Annotated in this window: 19 protein-coding genes; 8 read left to right on the top strand and 11 right to left on the bottom strand. The window is 47.1% G+C overall.

Going from position 1 to position 21623, the window contains the following annotated elements:
- The first annotated feature begins 24 nt into the window (after nucleotides 1–24).
- The 5 genes from AC27IB_RS07380 (at nucleotide 25) to AC27IB_RS07360 (ending at nucleotide 6372) form a co-directional block, all read left to right on the top strand.
- Nucleotides 25–1041, top strand: a complete 1017-nt coding sequence (locus AC27IB_RS07380; protein ID WP_296050441.1) for an ATP-dependent 6-phosphofructokinase — start codon at nucleotides 25–27, stop codon at nucleotides 1039–1041.
- Between the two features lie 351 nt (nucleotides 1042–1392).
- Nucleotides 1393–1626 (top strand): LysR substrate-binding domain-containing protein, encoded by a 234-nt coding sequence (locus AC27IB_RS07375; protein ID WP_487119969.1) that lies wholly within the window; start codon nucleotides 1393–1395, stop codon nucleotides 1624–1626.
- A gap of 254 nt (nucleotides 1627–1880) precedes the next feature.
- Nucleotides 1881–4376 carry a beta-glucosidase gene (locus AC27IB_RS07370; protein WP_487119967.1) on the top strand — a complete coding sequence of 832 codons (2496 nt, stop codon included), beginning with the start codon at nucleotides 1881–1883 and terminating at the stop codon, nucleotides 4374–4376.
- 232 nt (nucleotides 4377–4608) lie between these two features.
- The gene (locus AC27IB_RS07365) at nucleotides 4609–5568 is read left to right on the top strand and encodes an HNH endonuclease signature motif containing protein (protein WP_487119965.1); all 960 of its coding nucleotides are present in this window, start codon (nucleotides 4609–4611) and stop codon (nucleotides 5566–5568) included.
- Nucleotides 5569–5637: 69 nt separating this feature from the next.
- Nucleotides 5638–6372, top strand: coding sequence for a DUF3800 domain-containing protein (locus tag AC27IB_RS07360; protein WP_487119963.1), 735 nt, complete (start codon nucleotides 5638–5640; stop codon nucleotides 6370–6372).
- Nucleotides 6373–6484: 112 nt separating this feature from the next.
- Here the strand turns inward: AC27IB_RS07360 and AC27IB_RS07355 are convergent.
- The 5 genes from AC27IB_RS07355 to AC27IB_RS07335 form a co-directional block, all read right to left on the bottom strand.
- Nucleotides 6485–7593, bottom strand: a protein-coding gene (locus tag AC27IB_RS07355) for an IS3 family transposase (protein WP_487119961.1) whose coding sequence is annotated in 2 segments (ribosomal slippage) — nucleotides 6485–7341 and nucleotides 7341–7593 — 1110 coding nt in all. Because the reading frame shifts where the segments join, the coding sequence is not laid out codon by codon here.
- A gap of 865 nt (nucleotides 7594–8458) precedes the next feature.
- Nucleotides 8459–9286: a LytR/AlgR family response regulator transcription factor gene (locus AC27IB_RS07350; protein ID WP_296050431.1), complete on the bottom strand. Its 828-nt coding sequence runs from the start codon at nucleotides 9284–9286 to the stop codon at nucleotides 8459–8461.
- Complete coding sequence (locus tag AC27IB_RS07345; RefSeq protein ID WP_487119959.1) at nucleotides 9287–10384, bottom strand: sensor histidine kinase; 1098 nt, start codon at nucleotides 10382–10384, stop codon at nucleotides 9287–9289.
- A gap of 148 nt (nucleotides 10385–10532) precedes the next feature.
- Nucleotides 10533–10994, bottom strand: a complete 462-nt coding sequence (locus AC27IB_RS07340) for an Mpo1 family 2-hydroxy fatty acid dioxygenase (RefSeq protein ID WP_487119957.1) — start codon at nucleotides 10992–10994, stop codon at nucleotides 10533–10535.
- Between the two features lie 102 nt (nucleotides 10995–11096).
- Nucleotides 11097–11777, bottom strand: coding sequence for a flagellar brake protein (locus AC27IB_RS07335; protein ID WP_296050426.1), 681 nt, complete (start codon nucleotides 11775–11777; stop codon nucleotides 11097–11099).
- Between the two features lie 106 nt (nucleotides 11778–11883).
- On the opposite strand from AC27IB_RS07335, the gene AC27IB_RS07330 reads away from it, so the two are divergent.
- Nucleotides 11884–13665, top strand: a complete 1782-nt coding sequence (locus AC27IB_RS07330) for a M61 family metallopeptidase (protein WP_487119955.1) — start codon at nucleotides 11884–11886, stop codon at nucleotides 13663–13665.
- A gap of 17 nt (nucleotides 13666–13682) precedes the next feature.
- Here AC27IB_RS07330 and AC27IB_RS07325 read toward each other — a convergent pair whose 3' ends face one another.
- The 3 genes from AC27IB_RS07325 to yejK form a co-directional block, all read right to left on the bottom strand.
- The gene (locus AC27IB_RS07325; RefSeq protein ID WP_487119981.1) at nucleotides 13683–14483 is read right to left on the bottom strand and encodes a M23 family metallopeptidase; all 801 of its coding nucleotides are present in this window, start codon (nucleotides 14481–14483) and stop codon (nucleotides 13683–13685) included.
- The gene (locus AC27IB_RS07320) at nucleotides 14479–15354 is read right to left on the bottom strand and encodes a 6-carboxytetrahydropterin synthase (protein WP_296050421.1); all 876 of its coding nucleotides are present in this window, start codon (nucleotides 15352–15354) and stop codon (nucleotides 14479–14481) included. The genes AC27IB_RS07325 and AC27IB_RS07320 overlap by 5 nt, the downstream gene beginning before the upstream one ends.
- 108 nt (nucleotides 15355–15462) lie before the next feature.
- Entirely contained in the window at nucleotides 15463–16503 is a 1041-nt protein-coding gene (gene yejK, locus AC27IB_RS07315; RefSeq protein WP_487119953.1) for a nucleoid-associated protein YejK, read from the bottom strand.
- Nucleotides 16504–16640: 137 nt separating this feature from the next.
- On the opposite strand from yejK, the gene AC27IB_RS07310 reads away from it, so the two are divergent.
- Nucleotides 16641–16862: a YejL family protein gene (locus AC27IB_RS07310; protein WP_105935111.1), complete on the top strand. Its 222-nt coding sequence runs from the start codon at nucleotides 16641–16643 to the stop codon at nucleotides 16860–16862.
- Between the two features lie 5 nt (nucleotides 16863–16867).
- Entirely contained in the window at nucleotides 16868–18382 is a 1515-nt protein-coding gene (locus AC27IB_RS07305; protein WP_487119951.1) for a DUF3413 domain-containing protein, read from the top strand.
- Between the two features lie 58 nt (nucleotides 18383–18440).
- Here AC27IB_RS07305 and mmsB read toward each other — a convergent pair whose 3' ends face one another.
- The 3 genes from mmsB to AC27IB_RS07290 are packed head-to-tail and all read right to left on the bottom strand — an operon-like array spanning nucleotide 18441 to nucleotide 21614.
- A complete protein-coding gene (gene mmsB, locus AC27IB_RS07300; RefSeq protein ID WP_487119949.1) occupies nucleotides 18441–19331 on the bottom strand; it encodes a 3-hydroxyisobutyrate dehydrogenase in 891 nt (296 codons plus the stop codon).
- Between the two features lie 2 nt (nucleotides 19332–19333).
- Nucleotides 19334–20449: an enoyl-CoA hydratase/isomerase family protein gene (locus AC27IB_RS07295; RefSeq protein WP_487119947.1), complete on the bottom strand. Its 1116-nt coding sequence runs from the start codon at nucleotides 20447–20449 to the stop codon at nucleotides 19334–19336.
- Nucleotides 20450–20459: 10 nt separating this feature from the next.
- The gene (locus AC27IB_RS07290) at nucleotides 20460–21614 is read right to left on the bottom strand and encodes an acyl-CoA dehydrogenase family protein (RefSeq protein WP_487119945.1); all 1155 of its coding nucleotides are present in this window, start codon (nucleotides 21612–21614) and stop codon (nucleotides 20460–20462) included.
- Between the last annotated feature and the right edge of the window lie 9 nt (nucleotides 21615–21623).

The raw sequence follows: 21623 nt of genomic DNA, 5'->3' as shown, positions 1-21623 counted from the left end.
TATCAAAATGTAAAGGAACGCTTTATGACCAATAAAAGAATTGCGGTACTGACCTCCGGCGGCGACGCGCCGGGGATGAACGCCTGTATTCGAGCGATTGTTGTAGCCAGTGAAGGCGCGGGACATACCGTTATTGGCTTTGAGCACGGCTATAACGGCCTGCTGGCTGCAAACTGGCGCAAGCTGGACAGTAAAAAAGTGCATAATATTATTCAGCGCGGCGGCACCATTTTGCGCAGTGCCCGCTGCAAAGAGTTTAAACAGGACGGGTCAGCCAAACTGGCCGCTAAACATCTCGATGAGCTTGCCATTGATGCCCTGCTGGTGATCGGTGGTGACGGTTCTTTTCATGGTGCTAATCATCTGAGTAACTTCTGGTCCGGACAGGTTATTGGCCTGCCCGGCACCATAGATAATGACATTTACGGTACCGACGCTACCATCGGGTATTACACCGCCATCGAAACCGCCATGGACTCGATTGATAAAGTCAGGGATACCGCTGACGCTTTTGAGCGGATATTTCTGGTTGAGGTAATGGGCCGCCATGCCGGCTTTTTAGGCGCCAGTGCGGCGATTTCCGGCGCCGCGAATTATGTTATTTTACCGGAGTTGTTCAGCGACCCGGAAACCACACTTAAAGATATCCATCAGCAACTGGCCATTCATCGACAACGCTATGGTCATGAAAGTTTTATTATTGTGTTAACTGAGAATTTGTGGCCCAAAGGCATTGCTGACTTAGGTGTTCAACTGGAGGAGCTAACCGGGGGTGAAGTGCGTCCGGTGACTCTTGGTCATATTCAGCGGGGTGGCTCCCCAGTGAGTCAGGATCGCATGCTGGCGACACTACTTGGGGTTAATGCAGTACGTTGTGTCGAGCAGGATAAAACCGGAATAATGGTGGGCATACAAAACAACGCACCGGTAGAAGTGGAATTAGCGCAAACCTGGGAAAACCATAAAGCGCTGGGCGATTCCCTTACCCACACGATGATTACAATGCTTAACGAACGGCATAACTGGGGAATGACAACATGAGTAAGACGCCTATTTTCTAAAAAAGGTGGCTTTGCGTTCCCCTAGAAAAGAGAGCGCTATTAAGATCGAAGAAAGAACAAGTTTTGTGCCCTAATTCAGTGTTGTCATCGTCACTGGCATACATAGTAAGCTAGAAGAAGCATCATAGGAGAGGATTCAGTCGATGCTGCATAGGGGGAACGAATAACCGAAATGCCAACTATCGCGGAAACTGCACATAGTTTGAGTATTACAGTTTCATACTGAAAACGTCTCTTCTTGGTCAAAAGCGGACATAGCGATACAGTTCACCCAGCTCACTCTAGAACTAATAAATTTGCTAAAGTGGACATCACACCGTAAAACGTTTGTTTGTGTACGGAAAAATTATGTTTAGCCATACCAGCGGGACATGAACTTGAATCAAAGTCTGAAGTCTCTGCGGCCGCAATAAAACCTTTCGGTATAATTACTGTTCCGAAAAATGTTGCCCCTGAATTACGATCTGCCATCGATAATTACTGCAACAATGCGGGATTCTCTCCGAAAAGATTATTAGAGAGCCAATTACAACTAACTATTATTTCACTGATAGCCCGAGCGTAGAATATGTGCTTGTCTGGAGTGACGACAATCTAAATCCAGTGCTAAGGTCCTTTGTAAATTCATCCGTTTACTGAATACCCCCTATTGGTTAAACAAATTTTAACATTCCATCCCAAACGATAGAATTCGTGATGCCTGAACACCTTCCATTCACTTAAATTGGGAGCGGTCCCAGCTAAAAAAAGGTCGGTTTGCAATTCACCCTCATGGTTTGCAAACACAACATCTTGCGCCCTAAGGATTGGTTAATAAAAATGATTAAAAAACTAGTAGTGCTTACCGTCGTGGTCTTCACGATTTTTCCTCTTTTCGCACAAGCGGAAGGCATTGAGTCTAACTATCAACTCGCTCGAAAAGTGGCTTCAGAAGGAATAATTCTTCTTGAAAACAACGGTGTATTGCCTTTGGAGCAAGATTCAACGGTTGCCGTTTTCGGTACAGGGCAACTAGACTATCTACATGTTGGAACGGGCTCAGGATTTGTTGATGCGGTCTATACCGTCAACCTGATTGACGGGCTGCGAAACAACCATGTAGCGATAAATTCAGCTGTCGCAGATGCATATGCAGACTTCTATGAGAAGAAAAGCGCACAACTGCAATCATCGGCTCCGAAAGGTGGTCCTCCAGGAAGTAACGCCTTACATGTTCCAGAAATGCCCTTGCCAGAGGCATTGCTTGCATCAGCTGCCAGTCAAAGTGATATCGCAATTTACACATTTAACCGACCTTCCGGAGAAGGCTCAGATCGAGTGATGGAAGGTGACTATCTGCTTACCTCAGAAGAATTAGCAATTCTTGCAAGTTTGAAAAAGCACTTCAAAAAGGTGGTAGTGGTACTCAATGTTTCAGGGTTAGTTGACTTTGACTGGTTAGATAGCGTTAAACCTGATGCCGTGCTCCTTGCCTGGTTATCTGGTATGGAAGGAGGAAATGCCATGTCAGATATTTTAACTGGCACAGTGACACCTTCTGGAAAGCTTACCGATACGGTAGCCCTTGATTACAAAGACTATCCGTCCTCACTAAACTTCGGCGGATTCGTAGATGGATATGAATCCGTTGTGTCAGATGGGACTGCGATAGATTACTGGGGCTTTATACCCAATCATAAGACCCCTCCTAAAGGTACAACGTACAAGCGCCCTGTCGGGAATCGCTACTACGTGGAGTACGAAGAAGATATTTTTGTTGGTTATCGCTATTTTGAAACCTTTAATGTTCCAGTCCGCTATCCGTTTGGTTACGGGTTGTCATACACAAAATTTGATATTGAGCCATCATCACCTCACCCTCAAGGGAATAAAATTTCAATAGATGTCAAAGTGAGCAACACAGGCAAACGAGCAGGAAAAGAGGTTGTGCAAATTTATTATAAGGCTCCAGATGGGCAATTGGAAAAGCCATCTCGGGCCCTTGTAACCTTTGCGAAAACTAAGCTTTTACAGCCAAAATCCAGCCAGCTCCTCACGATGAGTTTTAATACTGAACAAATGGCGTCGTATGATGAGGAAAAAGCGGCGTGGATACTGGAAAAAGGTAGTTACGACATCCTTGTAGGAAACTCTGTAAAAAACCTGAAAAAAGCAGGCAGTTTTCACGTCGATGAGACGCATACAACTCGTAAGTTAAGTAATCAATTAACGCTGCAACATCCGGAAAGCTTCAAGCGATTGTCCAAATTTCAGCCAGAGGCGAGCTTTCCTGATACACCTGCAATGCGAGCCAAGGATCTTGGTAGTCCTCCTCCAGGCCCAGGAGGTCAAAGTAAGATAATTTTTGATTCCGCTAAATTGAAGCGTGCCGATTTTCTTTTGCAGGATGTTGTTTCAGGCAAGGTTGATATAGACCACTACATAAATCAGTTTTCTGATCTTGAACTTATCGCGCTATTGGTTGGCCCAGGTATGGGATCTACACAATCAATATTTGGTGAGTTTTCTTCTTTCGTTAAAGGCTCCGCCGGACAAACTGTCACACTCGAGCGATTGGGCCTGCCAAGCATGATCCTCGCTGATGGGCCCGCAGGTGTGCGCTTGGAGGCACATACGACGGGATTTCCTGTTGGGACGGTTGTTGCCAGCACCTGGAATATCGACCTGGCCCGAGAACTGGGCCAGGCTGTTGGGCACGAAGCAAGGTTAAACGGTGTCGACTTATGGTTAGCGCCGAGTTTAAATATTCACAGAAACCCCTTAAACGGGCGAAACTTTGAATATTACTCAGAGGACCCAATTGTTTCTGGCGAGATTGCAGCTGCCGTAACTCAGGGTTTACAAGAGGAAGGTGTGGGAGTGACTCTCAAACATCTGGTTGCCAATAATCAGGAATCCAATCGTTTCGATGCGATCGATACGGTAGTTTCAGAACGTGCATTGAGGGAAATTTATCTCAAAGGCTTTGAAATCGCAGTTACAGCAAGTGAGCCGTGGGCGATCATGACCTCTTATAATTCAGTTAATGGTACTTACACTGCTGCCAGCCACGACTTAATTACCGAAATTTTGCGAAATGAATGGGGTTTTGATGGTATTGTCATGACAGATTGGGAGGGGGATGGCGTCCATTCTATTACTGCACTACATGCCGGTAATAATTTGTTTATGCCTGGATTTCCTGGGCAGATCGCGCATTTTCAGCGTGCGTTGGCAGATCACAAAATCACTCGTTCTGAATTAGAAACAGCTGCTAAACCCATCATCGAAAAAGTAATTAAATCCGTTTCCTATGAGGGCTACGTACGTCAATAAGATAGATATTCAATCTAAATTGCAGCACTGTAACAATATGTAAACAGACAAAATAACTTGTCCAAAGTGATATTTCTGCTTCTCGCTCATTGTAGTATTAAACAGCCGCTGCTGAGACTGAAAATGGTCAAAAGTGGTCATTTCATTTTCTTTCTTCTGAAAACACAGAATTTGGTTTTTCAGTGAAAATGGGTGTTACTATGAAGTCTCAGTAATAAGCTGTTAGGTTTCAATGTCTATTTCATCTCGTACTCGAAAAATTCTATGGGCACGGTCGGGAAATGAGTGTGCATTTTCTGATTGCAAACAAGAGCTCATAGCTTTGGGGGTAGATGGATCGAGCACGGTAATTGGAGAAGAAGCGCATATCGTTGCTCAGAAACTCGATGGTCCACGTGGCAATGGTTCTCCACCTGGAGGCGATATAGATGGCGTGGCCAATCTTATACTTGTATGTCCGACACACCACCGATTGATCGATGATCAGCCCCAGAATTTTAGTATTAACATGCTGAAGGAAATTAAGCGTTCTCACGAGGAATCTATTGCCATAGACAGAGAAAAGCAGAGCCCTTCTTCCAATCTACATCCGGCAAAAGATTATAGGAATTTTAGTAGCCTGCCAATATTTCGGTCATGGGAATTCAAAGGTACGATTTTTGTTGTTTCCCAGCTCGGTGATGATCCAACCCCAACGGGAAATCAATCTTGGCGCGGGAACGGTCTGGTGTTCGAGGTGATTCGCGCTGGAAAGGTAATCTATTCTGGTATGTATTCTGAGGCTGATTCCTATGTATTGTTTTCCGTTGATAGATCGCTAATTACGATTACAGAGCAAATATTCGATTTCAAGGCAAAAAGAGATACTCCTTTTATTCAACGAATTATTGATGCTGGGAATACTGAATTGTCAGTTCATTCAATTCGCCTTTATACACCAGAAGACATGACTAAACATTCTGCAGATGAAATTTTAGAGAGTTATGAGGAATGGTTGGAAAATGGAGTTGATCCAGAAATAGCTGTTATACACCTCCGCGATTATGGCTTTGCTAATCCTTCTGAAGTCTGCGAAGTGATTGAAGGGCTATTTGAGCGAGGGCTAGTTGATGGGGCTGTTGCGGAGTGTGCGTCTATGGTCGCCGATGAAATTTCGGCATACAGAAATGCTGGCCGCTTTGATGAAACCTAAAAAACGCATGTTGTCGGACTGGTTTTCGAATGCGCTCCAAAACCAGCCGCAAATGCGGGCGTTTGCAGAATGAATATATACATAGACGACTCTATTCATAGCGAACATGATTTCATGTTGCTTTCATACGTAATATGTAAACATGACCCTCAAGAGGATTTAGGAAGGATTCTTTCTAAATACGGACTTGATGAATTTCATGCATGTAACAAGATGAAAGGCAACAAAATCATGCAGAAAGTAAGATCTTCAGTTAGAAATCATATAAACAATCGAACCAAGTGGGGAGTCCTTGTTCTACCAAGTAGTGTTCGACATGAATTCTTTGAAGAGTTTTCCTATCTGATTAACTCTCTAAAAGGCATGTACCCTAGCCAAGAACTAAATATCTATGTGGATCAGGGGATTTTAACTAATGCAGAAGCTGGCTCATTAACAAATGAACATGAACAACTCACTATTTATAATTGTGATTCATCGGAAGTAAATGGAATACAACTTGCTGACTTAGTCGCTGCACTATGTGGGGTTCGGCTAAGAGAAGAAATATCTGGCAACCCCAAAATGCTTACCTATGGAGACAGTGCAGGATTCCACCCACTTATTGAAGCTGAGTTAGGCTATGAACTTTGGGCTAGTCTACGATATTCCATGCATAAAAATGATCAACCTGTGAGTGATGAGGATATAGCAACTTTTAAAACTACAGGTTATGGTTATCTAATCTCGGAACAAGCATCAGATACGATTGCCACTAAATCAAATAAGATATTTGGTGAGGTATATCTTGGTTGTATACACTAAATCGCTGCTAACGAGAGCGTCATTAAGGACGCCCATAAATTCGCGCCAAGTACGCGGGTGTTAATGTTCGCAATTCGCTCATTTGAGTCTTAAACAGCTGTCCACTTCCCCTTTAATGGGACACTTCTAAATTAGAGTTTTCCAGTTTTGCTCGGTAAGCTGCCGGAGGCAGGTTACCCAGACTTTCATGGGTTCTTTCTTCGTTATAATCCAGTCGCCAGAACCAGGCCATTTCTCTTACCTGATTGAGATTTTCAAACAAGTAGGCATCCAGAAACTCTCTGCGGAATGAACCGTTAAAGCGTTCAACAAAGCCATTTTGCTGTGGCTTACCTGGCTGGATATAGACCAGTTCAATATTATTGGTTTCACACCAATCTGTCAGCGTCGCCGAAATTAGCTCCGGGCCATTATCCATTCGCAGCTGAGTTGGTAATCCACGCTCAGCCTTAAGCTGTTCTAACACGCGTACGACGCGGCCAGCTGGCAAAGACGTATCAACTTCGATGGCAAGGCACTCACGCGTCCCTTCATCCACCACATTCAGCGTTCTGAAGCGTTTACCGCAGTACAAGGTGTCATGCATAAAATCCAACGCCCATTGGTGGTTTGCCTGTTCAAGCACTTCTAAAGGCTGTGCAATCCGCTTGGGCAGCACCCGCTTAGTTCTGCGTTTCAGGTTCAATCCCATCTGGCAATACACGCGGTATACGCGCTTATGGTTGAATGGAAAACCTTTAAAACGCATCCGGCCAAAACACTTCCAGAATCCCGCCCTTGGTGATTTCTTTAACTCTGTATTGATAGCATCAATGACAGCAGCATCGGCTTTGCGCCAGTCACTCTCAGGACGATAGAAGGTAGAGCGGCTAATGCCTACAAACAGACAAGCTTTAGCGATACTCAGTCCAGCCCTGACCAATATGCTGACGCAATCTCGTTTCTCCGCTGTCACCAACGCTTTTTTGCGACAAGCTCCTTAATCGCATTATTTTCTAAGCTAACGTCCGCGAACATCTTTTTGAGCTTGGCATTTTCTTCTTCAAGCTCTTTCAATCGTTTGACGTCAGACGCTTCCATGCCACCGTATTTGGATTTCCAATTGTAATAGGTTGCACTACTGATACCGTGTTGGCGGCACACTTCCTCAACTTTTCTACCAGCATCAACTTCCTTTAATACTGCGATGATCTGAGATTCTGTATAGCGTGATTTTTTCATAGTCGTCTCCTGCATTAATCATTACAGAAAACTCCAATTAAGTCTGTCTCAGTTTAGGGGAAGTGGACAATATTTTTATCATTGGTAGTCATTTTTGAATTTATTTCTTCAACGTATAGGGAGCCAAGCCTTCTTTTATTCTTAATATCACGATCCAAGTTTTCTAAAATTGGCTTTTGGTACGCCTCTACATGTGCCTTTATCTCATCCTCAGTGATCTTTCTTTTAATTTTACTTTTGATTACTTCATAGATATACAAAGTGACAGTTGCCGATAGCGAACCAACTAAAAATAGGATAAATGAACCACGCTCTACCCTATCAACGTCTAGATGAATGTTATTATTAATGAATTTTTGAATTTTTGAATTCTTGTACGACTTGTACTTTTATTCATATCACACATAGTTTTCAAAAACACTTTGCTCAACTGCCTTTTGAAAGTGAGACAAGAGAGCCGTTAAAGTAGCTGATGATAACCTGTCTGGTTTGCTTACCAGTTTGATATTGATAATTAAAGCTTATTCCTAGGAAAAGCTTTGCTTGTCAGAATTACAAAACCATAAGCATACATATACATTCAAGTTATTGAAACTCGAAATCGGTGCAGAAATGACTTATGTAGGATTGACCGCTATTTGTTTCAGCGGACGATTCCAGTTTGACTATCTGATGTCCGCAATTCGCTCAAAGCCGTCTTGAGCAGTATAAATCTATATTGCTCAGTATTGTGCTGGGTTACTCTCCAACCTCTACAGGCAAAGCTCTACCACTAGTGATCGCCACGTACCGTAGTCAATGCTCTAGGGCTAAAAAAAGACGGCGCTTAGTGCGCCGTCTTTTTTTAGTCTGTAATTGGTTTAGCTTACATCTTCATGGCCGCTTTCACCTTATCACGGTGACTGCGACTCACTTTTAGCTCGGTATCGTTATTGAGGATGAGGTGATACTCACCACTAATATGGCTTACCAGTTTCTTCACGTAACGGATGTTAGCAATCGCCGAACGGTGCACACGTACAAACAGCTGCGGGTTGAGTTCCTGTTCCAGCTCTTTCATGGTTTTACGCATAATATGCATGCCGTCCAGCGCATGTACACACATGTAATCGCCGGCTGCATCAATCCACTGAATATCAGATACATTTACCCGGGTAACTTCAGAGCCGTCTTTAATCGCCAGTACATCCGGATAAGGATTGGTTTCTACTGCCTCACCACTGGCCAGTTTGCGCAAAATTTCCTCGCAATCATCGCCGGTCAGCTCTGCCACAAGGTTAACCAGTTTTCTGGACTGTTCGTCCTGGTTCTGGGTAGCAAAATATTCACGAACTTTCTTAATCGCAGCACCCAGACGCTCATCGTCGGCTGGCTTGAGCAGGTAATCCAGCGCATGCACATCAAACGCTTTAATGGCATAGCTGTCATAGGCGGTGACGAAGATAATCATAGGAATAGGCTGTTTCAGCTCTTTGAGCTTATTAATAACCTGAAAACCGTTTAATCCGGGCATTTGAATGTCGAGGAAAACCAGGTCAGGACGATGCTGAGAAATCATACTGACCGCATCCAGACCATTTTGACACTCAGCAACCACTTCTACATCGTCAAACTTTTCGAGACGTAAGCGCAGGCCACTGCGGGCTAACGGCTCATCATCGACGATCAGGGTTTTAATTTTATGCTGACTCATTTAAATATCCTTTACATCATAAGGAATACGAACACTTACGCGTACCCCCTGCGGCTGATTATGTTCAACCGTAAAAGCGAAATTCCGATTATACAAAGCGTGCAGGCGTTCTTTAATATTAGGCAACCCTACGCCACCAGAGCGGCTTAACTGGCCATCGGTGATATCTGCGCCCGGACCGTTATCTGCTACATCGAGCAGTAAATCATTACCGAATCTTCGTGCATCAATGGTGAGCTTGCCTGCATGTTCAAGTTTAGAGATAGCGTGCTTTATGGCATTTTCAACGATGGGTTGCAGTATCATACTTGGAACCATAGCATTTTCGCAATCTTCTTCGATATTCCAGACCACTTCCAGTCGTTCGCCAAAACGCACTTTTTCAATTTCAAGATACAACCGTAACGCTTTGATTTCCTGTCCTAAAGCTACTTTTTTAATGGGGTCATTATCGAGCGAGTAACGGAGAAAGTCGCTGAGCCTTGAGACCATGGCTTCAGCGGTATCGTTATTTTTCATCAGAATAAGCGTCGATATGGCGTTCAGCGTATTAAACAGGAAATGCGGATTTAGCTGATAGCGCAGCATTTTGAGATGGGCCTGGTGGGCCATGGTGCTGGCTTTCAGTGCATTCTGTTTTTCGCGCTGCAACATTTCAAAGTTTTTGATGCCGAAATACAAACCGCTCCAGCAGCCAATCATGATCATCGAATCAATGGTATTACTGAAATACATATACCAGGCATCAGGCCGGAAGCCGTGCTTATAGATTTCCCAGTAGTTAACGTTTTTCACTACGGCCCACAACAGCGCTACTGCATAGGAAGCCGCCAGGACCGTTAGCAGTAATTTAACCGCGCCCTGATTTCGCGCCCAGCGGTAGACGTATCGCAGTGGAATAGTCAGGATCCAGCCGGCATAGGAATTGAGGATAATAATAAACAGAAAAATGGGACGCACTTCATGCAAAAACGACCCAATGTAATAAACCACAGCAAATCCCGCCCAGCCTGCGGTATGTAATACCCAGAATAAACGTTCATTGTTTTCAAAAAGTCGCTGCCACTTCAGCACAAAGGTACCAGATTGTTTTGTCATCTACTGCATTATACGTGTAATTGTGTGGGTGAATAATGACTTAGTCGTAATTGCTTTACGATTTATCGCACTATGATGAAACCTGAGGGCATCAGGCAGTGTGGAGACGGTACAGACTTTACACCGTAATTGCCACACTGCCGGGAGATTAATAACTAATATTTAAACGTTTGAGCCAGCTTCCCCATACCCAGGCAGGGCCAATCAGCAGAAAACGTATATCGGTAAAAAACGACGGGCGTTTGCCTTCAATTGCATGGCCAATAAACTGCAGGATCCACATCACCACAAACACCCCTACACTCACCTGCCATACCGGTACTGCTGACTGTGCTATTTGTTCAATGATGAGGAAACAAGCGATGCTCAGCAGGGTCATGGCAGCCCCAATGGGGCCAGACAGTAAGAAGTAGTAATACAGTACCGGAAGCGCTAACAGGTGAGCAAAGTTAATGCCGTACTGGGCAATGAAGTCTGGCACCGGTATCGACCAGATTAAACCAATCACTGAAAAATAAATGGCCGGCACGGCCAGGTTGTGAATCATCTTGTTGGTAGGATTCATGTGGCTTTCAGAATATTCGCTAAACAGCCTTTCTATATCACGCATGCAGTTGTCCCCGTTTTCCTGACTGATACGGAATGAGGCAGATAATTGTTTTATAGGTGCTGCCCTTTTTCCGCCGCTGGTACAACCAGCGTAGCTCCTATCCTAAAGCTCAACAATAAAACGATCCAACAATTTTTTAACAATTTCTGCATCAGCGGCAAATTGTACGCCGTAAAACACCCGGGTTTGCGATGTGCTGCTGTTTTTAATAATGCCTTTGATGACACTTTCCTTGTCAGCGGCAATCTTTAACTGAATGGTTTTACCATTTTCCAGAATGGGAAATTCGGGGCCAGACTCCAGTACACACCGACAGCCCTGAAATGACACGTCAACAATCATGCAATCGGTACTCAGGGTTTGCTTGTCATCACTGGCACTGACCCTGGCCTGAATGCCCGGTGTCCAGCGCTTGTGTTTGCGCAGCGCCAGCGTTTGCAGCGAATCAGGCATAGCCACGAAAAGAATGGGAACCGGATGAGTGATGACTTTCATTACGCGGGAGCGAAAAGCAATCACCTTACCCTCGTCGCCTTCCAGCACGTAGCGTAAAACCACTTCATTGTCGGGCACCAGCACATCGCGCAAATAGCCCCAGCGGGACTCACTGGGCACCTGAAATAACAGGCAATTAGGTACGTCAGCGCCAATATAACTGGTCTTTACCCGTTTTGGCGCAGTGGGAGTGGAGATTTGCAAATCCACTACACTGCCAGGGGTAAGCGACTGTAAGCTATTGATATCAGCACTACTAAGCAGGATCTTTTTTTGTTTGGGCATCATTTAAAACTGAATCGCAATCACTATAGCTATATAATCATATTTTAAATATTTCACAACTATTCATGTTCATCCTGATCAAAACAGGCTGCAAGAAGAGGTATCCCGAATGGCGCAACAATCGCCCGTCCTTCAGTATTCGTTATCCGTAAACTCCGTCAGTCAACATTTGTTTGACGTGACCTTATCGATCCCGGCCATCGATAGTGAACATCTCACACTGAACCTGCCAGGTTGGATCCCAGGCAGTTATATGGTGCGTGATTTCTCCCGCAACATCGTCAATTTTGTTGCCACTAACGATGAAGGGGAACGCCTCGACGTTACTTTACTGGATAAGCAGCAGTGGCAGGTGAAGACATCGGGCCAGGCGGTATTGGTGGCTTATCAGGTTTATGCCTTTGATTTATCGGTTCGCAGCGCCTACATAAATGACGAATATGCGTTTTGTAACGGCACCAGTGTGTTTGTTGGCGTGGCCGGATGCGAGGCTTTTCCCTGCGAGCTGGTTATCGAATGTCCGGCCAGCCAGCCCGACTGGCAGATAGAAACCACCTTACCCCATCGGGAAGACAATCAATTTATCAGTGCCGATTATCAGGAACTCATCGACCATCCTATTTTCATTGGTCAATGCACCAGTGCCGACTTTGAAGTGGATGGCGTAACCTTTACCTTGATGTTCAGTGGTACCACCGAGTATGAAATGCCGCGCTTATGCGCCGATTTAGAAAAAGTCTGCCAGCACCATTTGTCACTGTTCGGACAGCCCTACCCGGTTAAGCATTATTTGTTTATGACATTAATTGCCGATCAGGGCTATGGTGGTCTGGAGCATCGCAGCTCTACTGCGCTGTTATTTCCCCGCTTTGAACTACCACTGGCAGGTGAGCCTGAAGAACTCAGCGACAGCTACGTTAACTTTATCAGTCTGTGTAGCCACGAGTTGTTCCACACCTGGCATGTGAAGCGCATTAAGCCGGATGTCATGGTGAACCCGGACCTTAGTCAGGAAGCTTATACCGACCAGCTGTGGATTTACGAAGGCTTCACCAGCTTTTATGACGATGTCACCCTGGCCCGCGTAGGCGTCATCCCGCCTGAGCGTTACTTTAAAATAGTCGCGCAAAATCTCACCCGGCTGTATAAAAATGCCGGGCGCTTTAAACAGAGTATTGCCGAATCCAGTTTCTACGCCTGGAATAAGTTTTACAAACAGGATGCAGGCTCGGTAAATCACATTGTTAGCTATTACAACAAAGGCGGCATTGTGGCCCTGGGTCTGGATATACTGTTACGACAGCGCAGCGACAACCGCTACAACCTGGACGATTTGATGCGCCTGCTGTGGTCGCAATACGGCGATGAAAGCGGCACGCCAGCCGATGTGATTGAGCAACTGTGTAAGGTTGAGCTTGAGGTCGATGTAAAGGATTACCTCCACAGCGTGGTATACGGAACAGAAGATGTAGCGCTGACTGGTTTACTCGACACTATTGGTGTCAGTCAGGTATTACAGTCCCCCCTGTCCTTACAGGATAAAGGGGGCGATGAAGCAGCAGGTAAAGGGTCACCGCGATATGATTTTGGTGCCGTTATTAAAGAGGCAGACACCGGATTGCTCATTCAGGCGGTACAGGAAAGCTCCGCCGCTTGCCAGGCCGGACTGCAGATAGACGATAAACTCATCGCCGCCGATGGATATGTGTTAAATGCAAAATTGTTACAGCGGCTACTCACTGTTACACGTGAAAAACCGTTAGCACTGAGTGTGATAAGAGATGGCCGGTTGATTAGCCTGTCGATGCCAGTGCTTGCCGCCCGTGAACAAAGCTGTGTGCTAAAAATTACCGATGAGGATAAAGCCGCGGCGTGGTTAGGGCTGTCATAACAGCCCTCTAAGCAACCCTAACGGGCAGGTACCAGTAGGGCTGGATCCAGTCGTTCACTGAACCAGTTAATGCGCCAGTCGAGATGAGGGCCGGTTGCCCTGCCCGTGGCGCCAATCTCGCCAATTTTCTGACCCTGTTTAACCATTTCGCCGGGCTCAACGGTAAGTTTGCTTAAGTGCAGAAACGTTGAGTTTACGCCCAGACCGTGGTCAATAATAATGGTGCCACCGGAATAATATAAATCCGGGTGTGCCAGGGTCACTTTGCCACCGGCCGGCGCAATCACTTGAGTACCGGTTGGTGCCCCAACGTCGACACCGTAATGGGGCCGTTTAGGCACGCCGTTAAACACCCGCTGACTGCCATATACCCCGGTGATCGGCCCTTCTGCTGGCCAGATAAACCGGGCCCCGAAATCCGCCCGTTCGCTACTGGTTTTGCGCGCCTTAGCCACCCGCCAGTTATCGTCTTTAATTCGCGCAAGCACACTGTCTGGCGGCGTCACCATCGCCTGCGGCACCCCCTCTATATATTGGGTGGGGTACTCCCGGCCGGTCAGCGTTAGCTCCCGGGTGTGAGTTTCGCCATTCGGGGTTTGCCAGCGCAGATGTTGGGTTAACTTCGCATCACGGCCAAAACCCACCACAAATTTACCGTCTGGCAGCACTTTAACCGCCTCATCGTTCAGCCATACAGCACTGCCAGGCGTAAGTTCGCCGCGCAGTAAACTGCCCTGGGTTAATTCACCTCGTAGTTCGAGAGCTTGCACCGTGCAGCTTATGCACCATAAACCAAACAGTAGGCCTTTTAGCTTAATCACCTACCATGGCCCCTTTGCCAACCCCTTCATAGGCCATTACACAGCAGGCTTCACCGGGCAATCGTTGTTTTTGCTGGGTATAAATAAACTGCGCAAGGCATTCTACCGTGGAGTCGGTGTCGATGATTTCACAGATTGACATGGGTAATACTATTTCAAAGTACCCCTGTGCCGCCTCATAGGCAAAACACACGTGATCAGCATAACTGGCTAAACGATGCTGACACTGTAACGCTTCGGCACTGATTTGATCTTCACTGGAGGCAATATAAATGTCTTCCCAACGTTTGGCCCAGTAGGCTTCACTATCACGATCCGCACTGCCATTGGTGATGATATCTACCCGCGAGCGATGGCCGTGAGCAATGCGCTGACAATTGCCATCGTGCTTTTTCAGTCCGTGGGTATAGTGATAAAACGGTGTATTGATGACTTCCGTACGCAGCTTGATGGTAAGGTTGTCCACGTTATCCGGCAAATGGGTAGCAATTACCTCGCGCAGATATTCACTTACCGAGTCCATAGTTATCGTGGGTGCATAAATAAAGGCATAGGCTTCGGCCGGACAATACATCTGAATAGCCTGCTCATCAGCCAGCTCAAAGCGTACTTCCACTTGCTCTGAGTCTTCATCGCGACGAATGTGGGCTTTATCACTCTCTGCCGGCACCAGCAGTTTGTGGTCAATGTAACCGTCAATCAGGCGTTTGAGGTTCTTTTTCACCACGCCAAAATCCTGGATCATACTTTCTTCATTCAATGTGCCATCCAGTAACACATCTACAATCCAGCTTTCTCCTACCATGCCTCGTTCTGGGCAAAGATAGGAGAAGTCCATGACGGTCAGGTCGTTTACAAATAATTGCATTGTATCTCGTTTATTTTTTAACAGGTTGGCGGCACACAGGCGGTGTACCGCTCAATAATCCACTTAGTATACCAGCGATATCCGGGGGACTGTACCGCTAGTAACAACTTAGCCGTTTCGTTTAAGCTGGTCTTTCAAGTTCGGCGGGATCCCTTTAATGGTCAGCGTGTCGGAGTCCGGATGGTAAATGATACGGTCGCCGAGTAATTTACGGTCAAAACTCAGCGACACGCCGCCGCCCTGACCACTGAATTTGGCCAGTTGGCGAATGGCCGCGGGATCCGGTTGTACTTCTGGTTCAATGGGCGTATCCAGCCCCTGGGTGAACTGCGTAAAGTCCCGCTGACTGTCTTCGTCGCGGGGTAATTTTTCGGCTAACTCGCTGATTCGGATACTGTCACCGCTGTCTATCTGTTGCTTAAAATAGTTAGACACTTCAGTGCGATGGGCCGTTTTTTCTTCAGCATCGAGCCCTTCACTGGCCAGATAGGTTTCAACCGAACTGATCAGTTGTTTATTTTGCTGTTTTACATCCACTTTCTCTTCGCAGCCAACAAACTGCATGAAAAAGTCAGATACCTTGCGACCCATGCGACCTTTAATAAAGCTCACATAGCGCTGCTGGTCCGGCTGAATACGGTACTGAGTCAAATCAATACGCACTGCAAGCTGCATTTTGGCCAAATCCAGATGTTCGCGGCTATTGAGTTCCAGTTGCTGGTTAATTTCCACATGGGCTTTGGTATTCAGTAAAGTCACCAACAGGTACTGAGTGGCCAGATATTCATAATGTACAAACAGCACAAAGCCAGTTTCTACCTGGCCGGTATCGACCAGCGATTTAAGCAGTAGATCACCGGCCGTTTTGGTAAACGGCACAAACACGCTATCACTGTCTGCCGGCGACGCCTCATGGTGTGCAATATAACCATTGAGTGATTCGGCAAAGCTGGCATCTTCTTGTTCTGTTTCAATAAAGTGACCTACCCCTTTACCCGGCTTACTCACAAAAGTGTGATGTAATTGCTGGCCCAGTTGTTCCAGTGCCGGTGTGACCGGCAGGCAGCCGTCGCGGGGGATCAGTTGCATTTTACCTTCGTTATTAACGATAAGCTGATGCACGACAAAATGATGAATCAATATACTCATGAATTACCAGTGTCCAATTCGTTGATGAATGATGCAGTTTTTTGAATGAATGATTGTTATCAGATGCACAACGATTATAATCGCTTTATTGCCAAAAACTTTGCTTTTTCAAGCGATTTAACGATAAGAGGCGTAAAATGCCCCAACAAAGCCGATACAGTGATGCTGAATTCGAACGTCTGATGAACGACGTTATTATGGTACTCGAAAAACACGGTGCAAGTCGTGATCTTTCTTTAATGGTGTTGGGAAATGTGATTTCTCATATCTTTGAACATCAGGTACCTCCAGCCAATCGAGAAGCCATGGTTGAACAATTTGCCAGCGTGCTGGTAAAAAGTGTGAAAGGAACGGCCTGACCCCCATGATTTTAGCAGAATCCCCACGGCGTCAACGGGTAACAAAACTGGTTAACTGGGGTCACTGGTTTGCCCTGGCGAATATTGTCATTGCGATTATTATTGCCTCGGTGTTTGTTATATCTTCGCCCGCGCCAGGAACGGTACTGGGTACTTTTTACCTGTTTGCCAACTGGTTCGGGCATATTAGCTTTCTGACCTTCTTTAGCTTCGTCATATTTATATTGCCGCTGTGTTATCTGGACGTCTCGCAGCGCATCATTAAAACCATCGCCTCCGCCGTTTCTGCGCTCGGGCTGGCGTTAATGGCCTTTGATGCCCTGCTGTATAACCGCACCGGTTTTCACTTAAGTCATAACTCCGCTTATCTGATTAAAAATGAAGCCGAGGCCCAGTTGTTTCAGATTGGCTGGCAACAGTTTCTGTATTTATTACTGCTATTTGTGGTGTGGTTTGGTTTTCAGCTGATCCTGGCCAATGCCGTGTGGAAACGTATCGACCGATTGATGCATTATCGCATTGGTCGACGTGTGGTCAGCTTTTTTGTGGTCTGCTTTGTGTCTGGCCACGCGATTCATGTGTGGGCTGATGCCCAGCTTTATCAACCCATTATTAAGCAGGACAACATGTTTCCGTTGTCTTATCCGGCCACGGCAAAAACCACCATGTCCCGCTATGGCCTGCTGGATATTGAACGCTATGAACAGCGCAAACAATTGCAGTTTGATCCGGACATTCATCAGGTAAATTACCCCTCAGACCCGGTTTACTGCGCCCTTGAACCAGAACAACGCGCATTGTTGTTAGTCCAGGTTGACGATACGGATATCAGTCAGGCGATGAAAGACGCCGATTTACGCCATATCGATAATTACTTCACAACATCAACCAGCATGGGCGGCTTAATTACCAGTACACTGTATGGTGTTCCGGAACTGTATCAGCAAAGTCTGAAAACCACCCAACCGGTGTTATTTGGCTTAAGCAGTGCCTACGGGTTAACCACTGAACTTTACGCCGGGTCCGATTCAAAGCTTAAGGAACAGTTTACTCAGCTCACATTCAGTGATCGCTTAACGGGTGCAGCTAACATAGTAGTAGCATTTGCCGACGGCGGTGCGCTGAGCCAGTTATTGCAACGCAGCGATCTGTCTGACACGCTGGTAATAGTGGCAACCGGTTATCAGCAATCCAAAGGCGTGTTATACACCAATCTGGCGGTAGACAGCGAGCTGGCCAGTAACGAAGATTTAGTCCCAACACTGCTAAATGCAATGGGCTGTAGCGCTCCGTCGGCGTTTTACTCTACCGGTCAGAACCTGTTAGCCCCCAAGCGTGAATGGCTGGTCAGTACCTCCGGTGAAAAAATCCTGGTGTACTACGACGACCAACGTATTGAGGTCCTCAGTAACGGCAGTTACGACATCACTCACATCAGCAATGAAATGCGCAGTGACGATGCCCTCAACGTGGATTTATTAAGCCGGGCAATTAAACACCTCACCCGATTTTCACAGTAGTGATACAAAAAAATGGCAGCCATCGGGCTGCCATTTTTGTATCTGTCATTAGCGCGGTTTAGTGACTGGCAAACAAATTAAAAATACTTGAAAAGTCTTTGTCCGCACTGTCGTTTTGCCCCTGATGCAGACGATACATCGCCTGGGCGGTAGAAGCCATTGGTGTGGCCGCACCAACCTGAGCCGCAGTATCCATCGCCAGCGTCAAATCCTTATTCATTAGCTTAACCATAAAACCGCCCTGATAATCATTGCTCGACGGTACATTGTCCATCACCCCCGGACACGGATTATATTTTTGAAGTGTCCAGTTGCACCCTGAACTCTGCAACATAATATCCGACATCACTTTGGGGTCGAGGCCGTTAGCAATAGCCAGCTGTAACGCTTCGGAGGTCCCCGCCATCAGCACTGCTAACAACATGTTATTGCAGACTTTGGCGATCTGGCCAGCGCCCAGTTCGCCCGCTCTGAACAGGTTGGCGCCCATCATCGACAGCACCGGTTTTGCCCGTTCAACATGCGCTTCCTCGCCCCCCATGATAAAGGTCAGTGTGCCGGCCGCAGCACCGCCCACACCGCCGGAAACCGGCGCATCAATAAAAGCAATCCCGGCTTGTTGAGCCTGTTTGCCCACGGCTATCGCGCTTTGTGCATCAATGGTACTGCAATCAATTAATAATGTGCTTTTCCTCACATGGGTCAGTAAACCGTCATCGCCCAGATACAACGATTTGACATGCGCCGCCGCCGGCAACATGGTGATCACCACGTCCGCCGAGGCAACTGCTTCCTGCGGCGAACCCGCCTTGTGAGCGCCTGCCTCAACCAGCGCCGCTACGGCATCTGGCATCAAATCAAACACGGTGACATGCTGATTGTGTTTTAACAGGTTTCGGGCCATCGGCCCGCCCATATTACCCAGTCCGATAAAGGCAATGTTTGTCATGGTTATTCTCCGGATAAAGTTAGCGGGGATTGCTCCCACGGGCTGGTAAAATGCAGCTCAACAACGTCTTCTGGTACGCTGTCGACGTTGGCAAAACGCCATTTAGGATGTTTATCTTTATCGATAAGCAGTGCCCTGACACCTTCGGCAAACTCGCCCGATTCGGCGCAACGGCAAGACATCACCAGTTCCATTTCAAAACATTCAGCCAGCGACAGGGTCTGTCCACGACGGATTTGTTGCCAAACCAGATGCATGGTAATCGGCGAGCCCTTTTTAAGTGAGTGCTGTGCTTTACTCAGCCATTCATCCCCTTCAGTGGGTAAAGCCAGCAGAGCCTTCACCGCACCACTGGCGTTTTGGCTGTTGTGCAGGGCATTATCGATAGTCATCTGATGCTTAGCCAGCTTAGCAACCGGCTGTGCATCAGCACTGAGCTGATAGCCTTGGCACAGTTCATCTAACTGAGTGGTGATCTGACCATCCTGCCAGTGAATATCGCCCAGCGCTTGTAGCAGTGACGGCAAAAACTCATTGGCCATTATATAATCGCCAAGGCCAATAAACAGTCCATCGCTGGCGTTTAATGAGGCGCCGGTCAGACCGGCAAACAAACCAGACTGGCCTGGCGCACGCGACAGAAAAAAGCTCGCCCCAACATCCGGATACAGGCCAATGGAAATTTCCGGCATCGCCAGTCTCGAGGAAGCGGTCAGCAAGCGATGACTGGCCCCCGCCAACAGCCCGATACCACCGCCCATAACAATACCTTCTCCCCAGGCGATGACCGGTTTTTCATAGGTATGAATGGTGTAATCCAGGCGGTATTCAGTGGCAAAAAACTCGGCAATAAAATCCGGGATTTGATGACCAGCTGACTGCATAGACTGATACATAGAAACAATATCGCCACCGGCACAGAACGCCTTGGGACCGTTGCCGCTAATGACTACCATTAACACCGACGCGTCATGTCGCCATGCATCGAGTTGTTGTTGCATAGCCACTGCCATATCCAGATCCAGTGCATTAAGGGCCTGTGGCTTGTTTAACTGCAGGTTGCCTATCTGCCGCCCACAACGAGTTGGAATAAAGCTAATTTGTAGTTTGTCTGTCACGGGTGACTCCTTAGACAAGTTCACTGCCTTCCTGCAGCACGCTACGACTGATAATTAAACGCATGATTTCGTTGGTCCCTTCAAGGATCTGATGGACCCGCACGTCGCGCACGTGGCGCTCAAGTGGATACTCCTTAATGTAACCATAGCCACCGTGGATCTGCAGCGCTTCGTTGCATACCGTAAAGCCCACATCGGTGGCAAACCGTTTCGCCATGGCACAATAGGCCGTAGCCTGAGGGTCCTGCTCATCGAGCTTAAACGCAGCAAGGCGGACTAACTGTCTGGCTGCTACCAGCTCGGTTGCCATGTCTGCCAGCTTAAACTGCAGCGCCTGAAATGCAGCCAGTGGTTTGCCAAACTGCTGACGTTCCTGCATGTAATCGCGCGCTGTATTTAACGCCTGTTGCGCCGTACCAATAGAACAGGTAGCAATATTGATCCGGCCGCCATCGAGCCCTTTCATCGCAAAAGTAAAACCCTGACCTTCCTCTCCGAGTAAATGACTGGCTGGAATGCTGACACTATCAAAGGTGATCATCCGCGTAGGCTGGGCATTCCAGCCCATTTTTTCTTCTGGCTTACCGTAGCTGATACCCGCCGCGTCTGCAGGTACCGCGAACGCGGAAATGCCTTTCGCGCCATTATTGGCTGTGCGGGCCATTACAATGAGTAAATCGGTGCTGCCCGCCCCGGAAATAAACACCTTACTGCCGCTAATCTGGTAATGGTCACCCTGGCGCTCTGCTTTAGTGGTTAAGCTGGCTGCATCGGAACCGGCCCCTGGTTCGGTTAAACAATAAGAAGCCAGCTTATTACCGCTGACAAGGTCCGGTAACCAAGCCTCTTTCACCGACGCCTGGCCGTAAGACGCCAGCATCCAGGTGGCCATATTGTGAATTGTCAGCATCGCCGTGGTGGCAGTACAGCCCATCGCCAGCTGTTCAAAAATAATCGATGCATCAAGGCGGCTGAGCCCCAATCCGCCGTCAGCTTCAGGGGTATAAAGCCCACAGAATCCCAACTCCCCGGCTTGCCGTAGGGTGTCTACCGGAAAGGTGTGGTCTTTATCCCACTGCGCGGCGTATGGCGCCAGAGCCTGTCTGGCAAACTGCGCCGCCACATCAGCAAACGCTTGTTGATCTTCGTTCAGATTAAAATCCACTGACTGTCT

The organism is Alteromonas sp. 4NH20-0104 (genome assembly GCF_057547795.1).
The sequence above is the reverse complement of the archived record's forward strand: the minus strand, read 5'-3'. Positions and strand labels throughout refer to the sequence as shown.